11 protein-coding genes and 2 tRNA genes are annotated in these 13,269 nt (G+C 71.4%); 10 read left to right on the top strand and 3 right to left on the bottom strand.

Features of this window, described 5'->3' with window-relative positions:
• The first annotated feature begins 1 nt into the window (after position 1).
• Both ACIRB7_RS00260 and ACIRB7_RS00255 read left to right on the top strand, forming a co-directional pair.
• Entirely contained in the window at positions 2-682 is a 681-nt protein-coding gene (locus ACIRB7_RS00260; protein WP_403590140.1) for an AIM24 family protein, read from the top strand.
• Positions 683-701: 19 nt separating this feature from the next.
• A complete protein-coding gene (locus tag ACIRB7_RS00255) occupies positions 702-1,457 on the top strand; it encodes an AIM24 family protein (RefSeq protein ID WP_403590137.1) in 756 nt (251 codons plus the stop codon).
• 73 nt (positions 1,458-1,530) lie between these two features.
• Here ACIRB7_RS00255 and ACIRB7_RS00250 read toward each other — a convergent pair whose 3' ends face one another.
• Positions 1,531-2,052, bottom strand: coding sequence for an NUDIX hydrolase (locus ACIRB7_RS00250; protein ID WP_403590135.1), 522 nt, complete (start codon positions 2,050-2,052; stop codon positions 1,531-1,533).
• Positions 2,049-3,494 carry a zinc-dependent metalloprotease gene (locus tag ACIRB7_RS00245; RefSeq protein WP_403590132.1) on the bottom strand — a complete coding sequence of 482 codons (1,446 nt, stop codon included), beginning with the start codon at positions 3,492-3,494 and terminating at the stop codon, positions 2,049-2,051. The genes ACIRB7_RS00250 and ACIRB7_RS00245 overlap by 4 nt, the downstream gene beginning before the upstream one ends.
• A gap of 351 nt (positions 3,495-3,845) precedes the next feature.
• Here ACIRB7_RS00245 and ACIRB7_RS00240 point away from each other — a divergent pair, with 351 nt between their 5' ends.
• The 4 genes from ACIRB7_RS00240 to ACIRB7_RS00225 all read left to right on the top strand — a co-directional run bounded on the left by ACIRB7_RS00240 (position 3,846) and on the right by ACIRB7_RS00225 (position 7,048).
• Positions 3,846-4,955: an SDR family oxidoreductase gene (locus ACIRB7_RS00240; protein WP_403590129.1), complete on the top strand. Its 1,110-nt coding sequence runs from the start codon at positions 3,846-3,848 to the stop codon at positions 4,953-4,955.
• Between the two features lie 111 nt (positions 4,956-5,066).
• A complete protein-coding gene (locus ACIRB7_RS00235) occupies positions 5,067-5,528 on the top strand; it encodes a molybdenum cofactor biosynthesis protein MoaE (protein WP_351221138.1) in 462 nt (153 codons plus the stop codon).
• Between the two features lie 132 nt (positions 5,529-5,660).
• The gene (locus ACIRB7_RS00230) at positions 5,661-5,891 is read left to right on the top strand and encodes a hypothetical protein (RefSeq protein ID WP_403590126.1); all 231 of its coding nucleotides are present in this window, start codon (positions 5,661-5,663) and stop codon (positions 5,889-5,891) included.
• Positions 5,892-5,959: 68 nt separating this feature from the next.
• Positions 5,960-7,048, top strand: coding sequence for a PDZ domain-containing protein (locus tag ACIRB7_RS00225; RefSeq protein ID WP_403590123.1), 1,089 nt, complete (start codon positions 5,960-5,962; stop codon positions 7,046-7,048).
• A gap of 79 nt (positions 7,049-7,127) precedes the next feature.
• Here the strand turns inward: ACIRB7_RS00225 and ACIRB7_RS00220 are convergent, their stop codons facing one another.
• Positions 7,128-7,679: a PPA1309 family protein gene (locus ACIRB7_RS00220; protein ID WP_209496718.1), complete on the bottom strand. Its 552-nt coding sequence runs from the start codon at positions 7,677-7,679 to the stop codon at positions 7,128-7,130.
• A gap of 135 nt (positions 7,680-7,814) precedes the next feature.
• Here ACIRB7_RS00220 and ACIRB7_RS00215 point away from each other — a divergent pair, with 135 nt between their 5' ends.
• The 4 genes from ACIRB7_RS00215 to ACIRB7_RS00200 all read left to right on the top strand — a co-directional run bounded on the left by ACIRB7_RS00215 (position 7,815) and on the right by ACIRB7_RS00200 (position 13,156).
• Positions 7,815-10,715 carry a UPF0182 family protein gene (locus ACIRB7_RS00215; RefSeq protein ID WP_403590120.1) on the top strand — a complete coding sequence of 967 codons (2,901 nt, stop codon included), beginning with the start codon at positions 7,815-7,817 and terminating at the stop codon, positions 10,713-10,715.
• Positions 10,716-10,760: 45 nt separating this feature from the next.
• A tRNA-Met gene (locus ACIRB7_RS00210) sits at positions 10,761-10,834 on the top strand.
• 204 nt (positions 10,835-11,038) lie between these two features.
• Positions 11,039-13,012, top strand: a complete 1,974-nt coding sequence (locus ACIRB7_RS00205) for a tetratricopeptide repeat protein (protein ID WP_403590117.1) — start codon at positions 11,039-11,041, stop codon at positions 13,010-13,012.
• A gap of 70 nt (positions 13,013-13,082) precedes the next feature.
• A tRNA-Met gene (locus ACIRB7_RS00200) sits at positions 13,083-13,156 on the top strand.
• Positions 13,157-13,269 lie beyond the last annotated feature (113 nt).

Genomic DNA, 13,269 nt, shown 5'->3' with positions numbered 1-13,269 from the left:
CATGAACCAGCAACTCGCGGGCTACGCCCCGACCCCCGTCGCGGCCCGGATGGAGAACCACGGCCGCACCATGCTCAAGGTGGCCATGGCCTCCGGCCAGGACCTCTACGCCAGGACCGGCTCGATGGTCTCCTACGAGGGATACATCACCTACGAGCCCAACCCGCCCGCCGCCCGCCAGGTCGCCAAGCAGTGGGCCACCGGCGAGGGCGCGCCGATCATGAAGTGCTCCGGCGACGGGCTGCTCTACCTCGCGGACTACGGCGCCGACGTCGTCGTGATCAACCTTCAGAACGACTCGATCTCGGTCAACGGCACCAACCTGCTCGCCTTCGACGCCCACCTCCAGTGGGGCGTCGAGCAGGTCAAGGGCCTCGCCAAGTTCGCCGGCCAGGGCCTGTTCAACGTGGAGATCGCGGGCACCGGCTGGGTCGCGCTGACCTCGCGCGGCACGCCGATCGTCGTCGACTGCGGCCGCGGCGACGACGAGACGTACGTCGACCCCGACGCGCTCGTCGCCTGGTCGCCGTCGCTCAAGGTCAAGGGCAAGCGCAGCTTCAAGGCGTCCTCCCTCATCGGGCGGGGCAGCGGCGAGGCGTTCCAGATGGCCTTCTCCGGACAGGGCATCGTCGTCGTACAGCCGAGCGAGGACAGCACCGACCGCCTGCGGGTCCGGGGCTGAGGGGAAGCGAGAACACACCATGCAGAGCCCGCTTTTCAACCACGCGGAACAGCAGAGCCAGGAGCGGTACGTCCTCCAGAACCCGCAGCTCCTGCGGGTCAGCCTCACCGGGCAGGACGACATCCTCGCCCGCAAGGGCGCCATGGTCGCGTACCAGGGGCTCGTCGACTTCGACGGCGAGTACAAGACCCCGAGCCAGCGGCGGGCGCAGGCCCGCACCGGTGAGGGTCTCGACCTGATGCGCTGCTCCGGCCAGGGCACGGTCTACTTCGCCAACCTCGCCCAGTACGTCCACGTCGTGGAGGTCGAGCAGGAGGGCCTGACCGTCGACAGCGCGTACGTCCTGGCGCTCGACTCGACCCTCAACACCGAGGTCATCGCCGTCGACAGCCAGTACGGCATCTCCGGCTCCGGCAAGTACCAGCTCAACATCTCCGGCCGTGGCAAGGTCGCCCTGATGACCTCGGGGCAGCCACTGATGATGCTGGTCACGCCCGACAAGTACGTCAGTGTCGACGCGGACGCGATCGTCGCCTGGTCCACCGGGCTTCGTGTCCAGATGCAGGCGCAGACGCACAACTCCAGCATCCGCAGCCGTCGCGGCGACACCGGCGAGGGCTGGGAGCTCAGCTTCCTCGGCCAGGGCTTCGCGCTCGTCCAACCCAGCGAGGTCATGCCTCCGCAGCACGCGGCCATCGGGCAGGGCGTCGCCGCCCAGTTCGGTGCCGGACAGCACGGCTCCCACGCCCAGAACCAGAACAACGCCTGGAACTGAGCACGGGACACGGAGGAGGGGCGGTCGCATCGGCGACCGCCCCTCACCCGTGTCCCGCCGAAGCCGGGCACTCCTACAGGCGCTGGAGCGTGCCCTCCAGGAGACGGGCCACGGACGTGTCCGCCACGCCCGCCACCTCCTCGTACGCGAACCAGCGCAGGTCCAGCGACTCCTCGCTGATCGCCGCCACCGCCCCCGCCGGGGCGAGCGCCGCGTACTGCACGTCCAGATGCCAGTGGCAGGGCGCCGGGATCGGATGCCGGTCGAGCCGCACCGGACCGCCCGGCAGCAGGCTCAGGCCCGCGATCCCCGACTCCTCCGTCGCCTCCCGCAGCGCGGCCGCCTCCACCGTCGCATCGCCCGGCTCGCAGTGACCGCCCATCTGCAGCCACATGCCCAGCTTCCGGTGCAGGGTCAGGAGCACCCGGCCCCGCTCCGGATCGACCACCAGCGCGCTGCTGGTGAGATGACCGGCCCCGCACGGCTTGTACATGCCGTCGGGATGGGCGTCCAGATGATCCAGATAGAGCTGCCGGAGCTCCTCCTGGCCCCCGTACTCCTTCAGTACGAGGACCGCGTCGTCGTGGAGGCTCACTCCTTGCCGTCCCCGGCCCCGTCCTCCGGGGTGTCGCCCTTCGCCGCCTCACCGAGCATCTTGTCCAGCTCGGAGAAGTCGAGGTGCTCGCGGTGCACGAAACCGTCCGGGTCGTCCAGGTCCGTCGCCGTCGGCAGCATGTCCGGGTGCTCCCACAGACCGTCCCGGCCGTCGACCCCGCGCGCGTCCGTCAGCGAGGCCCACAGGCGCGCCGCGTCCCGCAGCCGCCGCGGACGCAGCTCCAGACCGATCAGGGTCGCGAACGTCTGCTCGGCGGGACCACCCGAGGCCCGGCGCCGGCGCAGCGTCTCGCGCAGCGCGTCCGCCGAGGTCAGCCGCGACTTGGCGGCCTCGTGGACCACCGCGTCCACCCAGCCCTCGACCAGCGCGAGCGCCGTCTCCAGACGGGCCAGGGCCGCCTTCTGCTGCGGGGTGTCCTCCGGCTGGAACATGCCCTGCTGGAGCGCCTCCTGAAGCTGCTCCGGGTGCGTCGGGTCGAGCTGACCCACCGCCTCCTCCAGCTTCGAGGTGTCGACCTTGATCCCGCGCGCGTACCCCTCGACCGCACCGAAGAGGTGCGCCCGCAGCCACGGCACATGCGCGAAGAGACGCTGGTGGGCGGCCTCCCGCAGGGCCAGGTAGAGCCGCACCTCGTCCGAGGGCACGCCCAGGTCCTTGCCGAAGGCCTCGATGTTCAGCGGCAGCAGCGCGGCGCGGTTGGCGGGGCCGAGCGGCAGACCGACGTCGGTCGAACCGACGACCTCACCCGCGAGCGCGCCCACGGCCTGCCCGATCTGCTGGCCGAACATGGCGCCGCCCATGGAGCGCATCATGCCGATCAGCGGGCCGGCCATGGCCTGCATCTCCTCCGGCAGGACATCGCCCATCGCCGCGCCGACCCGCTCCGCGACCGGGTCCACCAGCTGCTGCCACGCGGGCAGCGTCGCTTCGACCCACTCCGCGCGGCTCCACGCCACCGCCGTGTTCGCCCCGGAGGGCAGCGAGGTGACCTGGTCGAGCCACAGGTCGGCGAGGCGCACGGCCTCCTCGACCGCGGACTTCTCCGCCGGGCCCACGCTGGCGTCCTTGGTGCCGTCGGCGGTGCCCTGGGCCACCACCTGGCGCGCGATCTGCTTGGCCATGTCCCAGTTCACGGGACCGCCCTCGTAGCTCAGCATCTGGCCGAGCTGCTGGAAGGCCGCACCCAGGTCGTTGGGGTTCAGCGAGCCGAACATCGCCGCGAACGGGTTGTCCGCTCCGCCCTGACCGCTCATCCCGCCCATGCCGGGCAGGCCGCCGAAACCGAACGGGTTCGCCCCGAACGGGTTGCCGCCCTGGCCACCGGACCCCTGGCCACCTCCGGCGGGGTCCTTCTTCTTGCCTTCGTCGCCGTCCTCCGGCTCCTCCGGCGGAAGGCCGAATCCGAATGGGGTGTCACTCACAGGTTTCCTCGGCTCTTCGGGCCGCCGGCCTCTGCCGACGGCGACTGCCCGTTACACCACACCAGCGTAGGTGGTGTCCCGCCGGTCGGGCCGGGCTCGCGGCGTCTGGCACGCACGCTCGCGGCGTTGTCGTCGGTCGCCAACGCTCCGCGTTGACTCCCTCCTCCGCCTTGCGATCGCACGCACCAGACGCCGCTCCCTGATCCGGCCCGACCGGCGGGACACCACCCGACATCCGGGCCGGAAATGGGCTCGGTGCTCCGCCGGGCCGTGCCCTGCGGCAGGATGGACGCCACCTGGTCCGTACGCGTCATGCGCGTACGTACTGAAGACAACCGCTGGAGACGCCCGGTGAGTTCCCCAGATCCTCAGGTTCGCGGAGCGCGAAACCACTCAACCCGCTCCGCCGCGCGTGACCCCGTCGTCGCGGTCACCGGCGCCGCGTCCGGCGTCGGTGACCTGCTGACCCGGCGCCTCGCCGCCTCCGACGAGATCAAGAAGGTCGTCGCGATCGACGAGCGCCGGGGCGAGGTCGCCGAGGCGCAGTGGCACATCCTCGACGTGCGCGATCCGGCCATCGCCGAGAAGCTGCGCGGCGCGGACGTGGTCGTGCACCTCGCCGTCGACCTCGACCTGGAGACCGACCCCGCGGCCCGGACGGCCTACAACGTGCGCGGCACGCAGACCGTGCTGACCGCCGCGGCGGCCGCCGGCGTCCACCGGGTGGTGCTCTGCACCTCCGCGATGGTCTACGGCGCCCTGCCCGACAACGACGTCCCGCTCTCCGAGGACGCCGAGCTCAGGGCCACCGCGGAGGCCACCGGCGTGGGCGACATGCTGGAGATCGAGCGCCTCGGCCGCCGGGCGCCCCGCGCGCACCCCGGCCTCCACGTCACCGTCGTCCGCCCGGCCGTCCTCGTCGGCGGTACGGACACGGCGCTGACCCGCTACTTCGAGTCGCCCCGGCTGCTCGTCGTCGCCGGGTCGCGGCCGACCTGGCAGTTCTGCCATGTCGAGGACCTGGTCAGCGCCCTGGAGTACGCGGCTCTCGAGAAGGTCGACGGGGAGTTCGCGGTCGGCTGCGAGGGCTGGCTCGAGCAGGAGGAGGTCGAGGAGCTCTCCGGGGTCCGGCGCATGGAGCTGCCCTCCGCCGTCGCCCTCGGCGCGGCGGCCCGCCTCCACCGCATCGGGCTCACCCCGTCCCCCGCGGGCGACCTCGCCTACACGATGCACCCCTGGGTGGTGAGCGTGGGGCGGCTGCACGACGCCGGCTGGCGGCCGAAGTGGACGAACGAGGAGGTCCTCGCGGCGCTCCTGGAGGAGGTCCAGGGCCGTCACACGGTCGCCGGCCGCCGCCTGGGCCGCAAGGACGCCACGGCGGCCGGCGCGGCGGGCGCGACGGTGGCGCTGCTCGGTACGGCGGCGCTCGTCCGCCAGATGCGGAAGCGACGCGGCATCTGACCGGCGGCAGCTGCCTGGGGCAGCCGTCTGTAGGACCCTCCTACAGGCGGCGGCGTCCGCCGGTCGAATCCGCTATTCCGGGATCACGCGCGCGTACGGCACGATGGACGCATGGCACCGACGTCTGACCACCCCGGCGAGCAGGCCGCCGCCGATCCGATCAAGCTCCTCGCGATCCGGGAGACCCCGCTCTCCCTCGACGAGGTCTTCCAGGCGGTCGGCGACGACGCCTCCGGCGGTACGACGCTCTTCGTCGGCACCGTGCGCAACCACGACGGCGGCGCCGACGTCGACGCGCTGGGCTACTCCTGCCACCCCACGGCCGAGGCGGAGATGCGCCGGGTCGCGGAGAAGGTCGTCGCCGACTACCCGGTGCGCGCGCTCGCCGCCGTGCACCGCGTGGGCGATCTCCGGGTGGGTGACCTCGCGGTCGTCGTCGCCGTCTCCTGCCCGCACCGCGGAGAGGCCTTCGAGGCCTGCCGCAAGCTCATCGACGACCTCAAGCACGAGGTCCCCATCTGGAAGCACCAGACCTTCTCGGACGGCACCGAAGAGTGGGTAGGCGCTTGTTGAGCTGAGGCGCAAGCCGACCCGCCGACACCCTGTAGCCGAACGCCCGATTTGCGTAACCGGCCCCCAAGCGCGAGCGTTGACCTCACAGATGACACAGTCTGCTGATCAACTCACTGGGGATGGGAGGTCGAGATGGCAGCACTGGCCTGGTTGCTGATTCCGCTTTTCGCAGTCGTCGGCGCGGCGATATGGGGAAGCTGGGCTTCGAGGAACAAGACGATAGGTGACGTGGCCGAACTCGCCGGTTACGCACGTTTCCGGGACGCGATGGAACGCTCCCACACCACGACCCTCGATTCCGCTCCGCTCGAGCGTGAGCCGGCCGCCGCCGCCGGCGGGGTCACCACCTCGCCGTCGAGCTGACTCCGGCCGCTGCTCATACGGACCCGCCCCACGGGTGCACCTACGGACGAGTCCCGTACTGTCGTTCCATGCCACGCCGCACCGCGACGATGCTCGCCTCCACCCTGGTCCTGATCTGCCTGCTCATCGCGGGCGTTCTGATCCCGGTGCCGTACGCGGAGATGAGCCCCGGCCCCACGGTGAACACCCTCGGCGAGGCCAGGGGAGAGCCCGTACTGGACATCTCGGGGCGCAAGACGTACCCGACCGACGGGCACCTCAACATGACGACGGTCCGGGTCACCAGCGCGGACTACAAGATGAACGCCGTCGAGGCCGTGTACGGCTGGCTGGCCCACGACAACGTGGTGGTGCCGCACGACACGCTCTACCCGGACGGCAAGACCGAGGAGCAGTCGAGCCAGGAGAACGCCGAGGAGTTCACCCAGTCGCAGGAGAGCGCCAAGGTGGCCGCCCTCAAGGAGCTGGGGATCCCGGTGGTCTCCCGGGTGGTCGTCGGCACGGTGGTCAAGGGCTCGCCCTCCGAGGGCAAGCTGCACGCCGGGGACGTGATCAAGGCCGTGGACGGGGTGCCGATCGCCGCGCAGGCCGACGTCGCCAAGCAGGTCGTCAAGCGGAAGCCCGGCCAGGACGTCGAGTTCACGATCGTCCCCGCCAAGGAGGCGGCCGCCGCCGAGAAGGCCCGCAAGGAGCCGACCGTCACCCGGAAGGTGGTCATCACGACCACCACCTCGGAGGAGGGCGACCGGGCCGTCGTCGGCATCCAGGCCGGCACCGACCACGTGTTCCCGTTCACGATCGACATCAACCTGGCCGATGTCGGAGGCCCCAGCGCCGGGCTGATGTTCGCCCTCGGCATCGTCGACAAGCTCACCCCGGACAGCCTCACCGGCGGCCGGTTCGTGGCCGGCACCGGCACCATCGACGACGCCGGCCAGGTCGGCCCGATCGGCGGTATCGAGATGAAGCTCGTCGGCGCGCGGAACGCCGGCGCGGAGTACTTCCTCACCCCGGCCGACAACTGCGAGACCGCCGCGGCCGACATCCCCGAGGGGCTCACCCTCGTCAGGGTCGAGACCATCGACGACGCCACGAAGTCGCTCGAGAAGCTCCGCAAGGGCGACACGAAGTCCCTGCCGAGCTGCTCCAAGAGCTGAGAAGCCCAAAAAGCACGGACACACGCCGAAGGGGCGCCAGGTCGGACCGACCCGGCGCCCCTTCCCGTACGGGGGCGGGTCAGGACTCGAAGGTCGCCGTCAGCGCCTCGGCGAGGCCCGGCACCAGGTCGGGGCCCGTCAGGACCTCGGTCGCCGTGTCCTTCTCGCGCAGCCGGATCGCCGCCTCGCGGGCACCGCCGCGCAGCACCGCCACGGTCATCCGTACCTCCTGCCGGTCCGGGTGGGCGGCCACCCACTTGGCGAGCTGCTTCTCGTTCAGGCCCTGCGGGACCTGGGCCTCCGCCGACGGGGGCAGCATGAGCCGCTCCACCGTCATGGCGCAGCCGGCCACGCCCGCGGGCCAGGCGATCGTGCCGAGGAACTCGTCGAGGGGCTTCCCGCGCGGCAGCTTGTCCTGCTCGATCGGGGTGTAGGCGGTGGCATCGTCACCCAGGCCCAGCTGGGAGGCGAGCGCGGGTTCCTTGGCGCGCAGCCGTGCGGTGTCGACCAGGGCGAACAGGCGGGCCGGCTGGTCCCAGCCGAGGCCCGCGGCGTACTCGTCGATCTCGAGCACCGCGCGGGTGAGGGGGCTCGCGGCCATCGCCGGGCCGGAGGGGGAAACGTTGGACATGACCAACATCCTGCCTCCTCCACCCCGGAACACGGGAACTAGGTAAAGCCTCAGTAAGTTGCACCAGTGGGCTCTACGATCGCGGGGCCTGCTTTCAGACGCATCAACATCGAGGGGCGCACGTTGGCTTTCCAGATGCCGGACCGCGGCGGAGGCCCGACCGGGCCAAGGATGAGAGTCGGCCGGCCGTCCCGGCGGGCCCGTACCCTGCTCATGACACTCGGCGTGCTCGCCGTTCTGGCCATGGCGTTCGTGATGTTCGCCGGGTTCTGGACGGACTGGCTCTGGTACCGCTCGGTCAAGTACTCGACCGTGTTCACCACCACGCTGTGGACCAAGATCGGCCTGTTCGCCGTCTTCGGTCTGCTGATGGGGCTCGCCGTCGGCCTGAACATCTGGCTGGCGTACCGGCTGCGGCCGCCGCTCAGTGCGATGTCGCTGGAGCAGCAGAGTCTCGACCGGTACCGGATGGGTCTCGCCCCGTTCAAGAAGTGGGTGCTGCTCGCGGTCACCGCCCTGGTGGCGCTGATCGCCGGCGCCTCCGCCTCCGGTCAGTGGCGCACCTGGCTGATGTGGGTCAACGGTGTGAAGTTCGGCCAGAAGGACCCGCAGTTCGGGCTCGACGTGTCGTTCTACGCCTTCGACCTGCCCTGGTACCGCTTCCTGCTCGCGTTCGGCTTCGCCGCCGCCGTCCTGTCGCTGATCGCCGCCGCGCTCACGCACTACCTGTACGGCGGGCTCCGGGTCACCAGCCCGGGCGCGCGGGCGACCGCCGCCGCCACCGGGCACCTCTCGGTGCTGCTCGGCGTCTTCGTGTCGCTGAAGGCCGTGGCGTACTGGCTCGACCGGTACGGCCTGGCCGTGAAGTCCAGCGACTTCAAGGCCACCGGCAACTGGACGGGCCTGCGGTACGTCGACGCCAACGCGTACCTGCCGGCGAAGACCATCCTGTTCTGCATCGCCGCGATCTGCGCCGTGCTGTTCTTCGCGACGCTCTGGCGCCGCACCTGGCAGCTGCCGGTGATCGGCTTCGGCCTGATGGTGCTCTCCGCGGTCCTGATCGGCGGCCTCTACCCGGCCATCGTGCAGAAGTTCCAGGTCCAGCCGAACGAGCAGGCCAAGGAAGCGCCGTACATCCAGAAGAACATCGACGCGACCCGCAAGGCGTACGCGATCGACGGGACGAAGCCCGAGAACTACTCGGGCAAGTCGACGGTGAAGGCCAAGGACCAGCTGCGCACCGACGCCGACTCGGCGGCCGGCTACCGCGTCCTCGACCCGAACATCGTGTCGCCGACGTTCCAGCAGCTGGAGCAGAAGCGGAAGTACTACCAGTTCCCGACGACCCTGGACGTGGACCGCTACCAGGGCAAGGACACCGTCGTCGGTCTGCGTGAGCTCAACATCAAGGGCATCCCGAAGCGCAACTGGATCAACGACCACTTCACGTACACCCACGGCTACGGCGCGATCATGGCCTCGGGTACGCAGACGGACGCCAACGGCTCCCCGGTCTTCACCGAGGCCGGTCTGCCGACCACGGGGACCCTCGGCCCGTACCAGCAGCGGATCTACTACGGCGAGAAGACCGACCAGTACTCGATCGTGGGCGGCCCGCAGAAGGAGCTGGACTACGAGGAGAACGGCGAGAAGACCACCAGCTACGAGGGCAAGAGCGGGGTCAACCTCTCCAGCACCTTCAACCGCGCCGCGTACGCGGTGGCGTTCAGCGAGCCGCAGATCCTCTACTCGGGGGCCATCGGCGAGGGTTCGCGGATCCTCTACAACCGCACCCCCAAGGAGCGCGTCGAGGCCGTCGCGCCCTGGCTGACCATCGACGGCGACGCCTACCCGGCGGTCGTGAACGGCAAGATCCAGTGGATCATCGACGCCTACACGACGACCAACGGCTACCCGTACGCCTCGCGCACCACGCTCGGCGACACGACGGCCGACTCGCTGACCGTCGGCAACCAGCAGCGCGCGGTCGTCGCCCAGCAGAACCAGGTCAACTACATCCGCAACTCGGTGAAGGCCACCGTCGACGCGTACGACGGCACGGTCACCCTCTACGAGTGGGACACCCAGGACCCGGTCCTCAAGACCTGGATGAAGGCCTTCCCGGACACGGTCAAGCCGAAGTCCGAGATCAAGGGCGACCTCCTTGAGCACCTGCGGTACCCGCAAGACATGTTCAAGGTCCAGCGCGAGCTGCTGACCCGCTACCACGTCACCGACCCCGCGCAGTTCTACAGCGGCTCGGACGCCTGGCAGGTGCCGGACGACCCGACCAACAAGGACGGCAACGCGGTCCCGCCGTACTACCTGAGCATGAAGATGCCCGGGGACTCGGCGCAGCGCTTCTCGCTGACGACGACGTTCACGCCGAGCGGGCGGCCCAACCTGGGCGGCTTCATGGCGGTCGACGCCGACGCCACCAGCAAGGAGTACGGCCGGCTGAGACTGCTGCGGGTCACCGAGGACGTGCCGGGCCCGGCCCAGGTGCAGAGCAAGCTCAACGGTCTGCCCTCCGTCGCCACGTTCGTCCGGGACATGAAGGGCGCCGACTCCGACATCCAGTACGGCAACCTGCTGACCGTCCCGCTCGACGGCGGGTTCCTGTACGTGGAGCCGGTGTACGCCCAGGGACGCAACGCGCTCTACCCGCTCCTGAAGAAGGTCGCGGTGTCGTACGTGGACGCGGACCAGCCGGACGGTGACACGACCAAGGACACCACGGTGTTCGAGGACAACCTCACCCTGGCGCTCAACGCGGTCTTCGGGGTGGAGGCGCCCACCACACCGCCGTCCACCTCGCCCACGGACCCGCCGGGCACCACCCCGCCGCCGGTGTCGAACGACGCCGCGCTGAAGCAGGCGATCGCGGACGCGCAGAAGGCGTACGACGCGGGCGAGGCGGCGCTGCAGAAGGGCGACTGGACCGCGTACGGCAAGGCCCAGGACGAGCTCCAGGCGGCCCTCCAGAAGGCCGCGGAAGCCGGAGCGAAGCTCAAGGCGACGGGATCAGGCGGCTGACCTGAGGTTTTCCACCCCGCGTCCGTGGTACTGTTGGTTCACCGACGCGGGGTGGAGCAGCTCGGTAGCTCGCTGGGCTCATAACCCAGAGGTCGCAGGTTCAAATCCTGTCCCCGCTACTCAGAGGACGAGGGCCCGGATCCATAAGGATCCGGGCCCTCGTCGTGTGTCGGCGTGCATGGGGGGCCCGAAGAGCGGTAGGGAAGGGGCGAGTTGGCGTGAGTCGTGTTTGACTTGTCTCTCTGTGGGCATGTCGACAAAACGCTGAGTGACCTCACTGGCTGCGGTATACCAGGTGTGCTCGGGTTGCGGGTGGTGCGACGATGGTATTTATGGGGGACAGGGCAACTCTGTTGGAGACAGGGCGGTTTGTGCAGCGGCACGCCAGGAACGCCGCGGACGAGATCATCGAGGCAGTGGGGGCCGTCGATGCGGCCGTCGACACCACCGCCGAGACCGATCCCGACTCCGAGAACGAGACCGAGGTCGAGGCCCGCCACCGGCGCGCCGCCGAACACGGCGACCTCGACTCGATGAGCGCCCTCGGCGCCCTGCTGCTGCGCCGCGGCGACCTCGACGGCGCCGAGCCCTATCTGCGGGGCGCCACCGCCGAGGGCGACCGCGCCGCCGCGAACAACCTCGGGGTCCTGCTGCACCAGCGCGGATACGCCGAGGAGGCCGCCGGCTGGTGGCGGGTCGCCGCCGTCGCCGGCTCCGCGCCCGCCGCCCACGCCCTCGGCCGCCACCACCGCGAGCGCGGCGACGAACCGGCCGCCGAGTACTGGCTGCGCCAGGCCGCCGAGCAGGGCCACGCCCTCGGCGCGTACGCCCTCGCCGACCTCCTGGAGCACCGCAGCGACGTCGGCGCCGAGCGCTGGCTGCGCGCCGCCGCCGAACAGGGCCACCGCGAGGCCGCGTACCGGCTCGCCCTCGCCCTGGAACGCCGCGCCACCGAGACCACCCGCGGCCCGCACGAGACCGGGACCCGGCTGCGCGCCCCCGGCACGGGCGCCGTCGTGCCCACCGGCGCCGCCGCGACGGGAGCCGGAGCGGCCGCCGCCGGGCGTGCCGCCGCCGAGCCCGGCGGGGAGCCGACCGAGGCCGAGCAGTGGTTCCGGCAGGCCGCCGCGCGCGGCCACCGGCGGGCCGCGCTGCACCTCGGCGCGATCCTGGAGCACCGGGGCGAGCTCAAGGAGGCCGGCCGCTGGTACCTCAGCTCCGCCAAGGAGGGCGAGGCCAAGGCGGCCTGCGCGCTCGGTTTCCTGCTCCGTGACGCGGGCGACGAGGAGAGCGCCGCCGTGTGGTGGCTGCGGGCCGCCCAGGACGGCGACGGCAACGCCGCCAACGCCCTCGGCGCGCTGCACGCGGCCCGGGGCGAGCAGCAGACCGCCGAGCGCTGGTACCGGGCCGCCATGGACGCGGGCGACGTGAACGGGGCGTACAACCTCGGGCTGCTCTGCGCCGCCCAGGACCGCATCCCGCAGGCCGAGCAGTGGTACCGGCGCGCCGCCTACGCGGGCCACCGCGAGGCGGCGAACGCGCTCGCCGTGCTGCTCCTCCAGGCCGGCGACGCCAACGGCGCGGAGCCCTGGTTCTCCAAGGCCGCCGAGGCGGGCAGCGTGGACGCCGCCTTCAACCTGGGTATCCTCCACGCGGGCCGTGACGACGACCGTACGGCCCTCGTCTGGTACGAGCGGGCCGCGGCCGCCGGGCACACCGAGGCGGCCCTCCAGGTCGGCATCGCGGCCCTCCGCGACGGCGACGAGCGGACCGCCGAGCGGCACCTGCGCTGCGCGGCCGGCGGCGGCAGCGCCGAGGCCGCCTTCCGGCTCGCCTCGGTACTCGACGCGCGTCGCCCCGACCCCGGCCCCGCCGTCCTCGGCGCGTCCCGGGAGGAGAAGACCGAGTGCGAGGAGTGGTACGAGCGGGCCGCCCAGCAGGGGCACCGGCGCGCCCAGGTCCGGGTCGGCATGCTCGCCGCCGGGCGGGGCGACCTGGCGGAGGCCGACCGCTGGTACCGCGAGGCGGCGGAGGCGGGCAGCCGCAACGGCGCCTTCAACCTCGGGCTGCTCCTCGCCCGCGAGGGCAGCGAGCGCGAGGCCGCCCTCTGGTGGACCCGGGCCGCCCGGGCCGGCCATGGCCGCGCCGCCCTCCGGCTCGCGCTGCTCGCGGCGCGGCGCGGGGAGCTCACCGAGGGGCGCCGCTGGTGCGCCCGCGCGGTGGAGCTGGGCCCTGCGGAGGTCGCCGAGAGGGCGGCCCGGCTGAGCGAGGCGCTGCACCAGGAGCTCACCGCGTGACGGCCGGCCGGCCCCCGCGCCAACGGATTTGCGCTGGTCGGGGGCCGTCCCGTAGAGTCAGGTTCACCGACGCGGGGTGGAGCAGCTCGGTAGCTCGCTGGGCTCATAACCCAGAGGTCGCAGGTTCAAATCCTGTCCCCGCTACTCAGTAGCAACGAAGGCCCGGATCCGATTTCGATCGGATCCGGGCCTTCGTCGTACGGCAGTGGCAGACGGAAAAGCCCCCGCGGGAGCGGGGGCTTTTCCGTGCGGTCGGT

The organism is Streptomyces sp. NPDC093795, assembly GCF_044764665.1.
Taxonomy (GTDB): Bacteria; Actinomycetota; Actinomycetes; order Streptomycetales; family Streptomycetaceae; genus Streptomyces.
The sequence above is the reverse complement of the archived record's forward strand: the minus strand, read 5'-3'. Positions and strand labels throughout refer to the sequence as shown.

Excerpts from the sequence above, each read along its gene's own strand:
- ACIRB7_RS00260 (WP_403590140.1), top strand. The coding sequence starts at position 2 with ATGAACCAGCAACTCGCGGGCTACGCCCCGACCCCCGTCGCGGCCCGG.
- ACIRB7_RS00255 (WP_403590137.1), top strand. The coding sequence starts at position 702 with ATGCAGAGCCCGCTTTTCAACCACGCGGAACAGCAGAGCCAGGAGCGG.
- ACIRB7_RS00235 (WP_351221138.1), top strand. The coding sequence starts at position 5,067 with ATGGCACCGACGTCTGACCACCCCGGCGAGCAGGCCGCCGCCGATCCG.
- ACIRB7_RS00230 (WP_403590126.1), top strand. The coding sequence starts at position 5,661 with ATGGCAGCACTGGCCTGGTTGCTGATTCCGCTTTTCGCAGTCGTCGGC.
- ACIRB7_RS00225 (WP_403590123.1), top strand. The coding sequence starts at position 5,960 with ATGCCACGCCGCACCGCGACGATGCTCGCCTCCACCCTGGTCCTGATC.
- ACIRB7_RS00220 (WP_209496718.1), bottom strand. The coding sequence starts at position 7,679 with ATGTCCAACGTTTCCCCCTCCGGCCCGGCGATGGCCGCGAGCCCCCTC.
- ACIRB7_RS00215 (WP_403590120.1), top strand. The coding sequence starts at position 7,815 with ATGCCGGACCGCGGCGGAGGCCCGACCGGGCCAAGGATGAGAGTCGGC.
- ACIRB7_RS00205 (WP_403590117.1), top strand. The coding sequence starts at position 11,039 with ATGGTATTTATGGGGGACAGGGCAACTCTGTTGGAGACAGGGCGGTTT.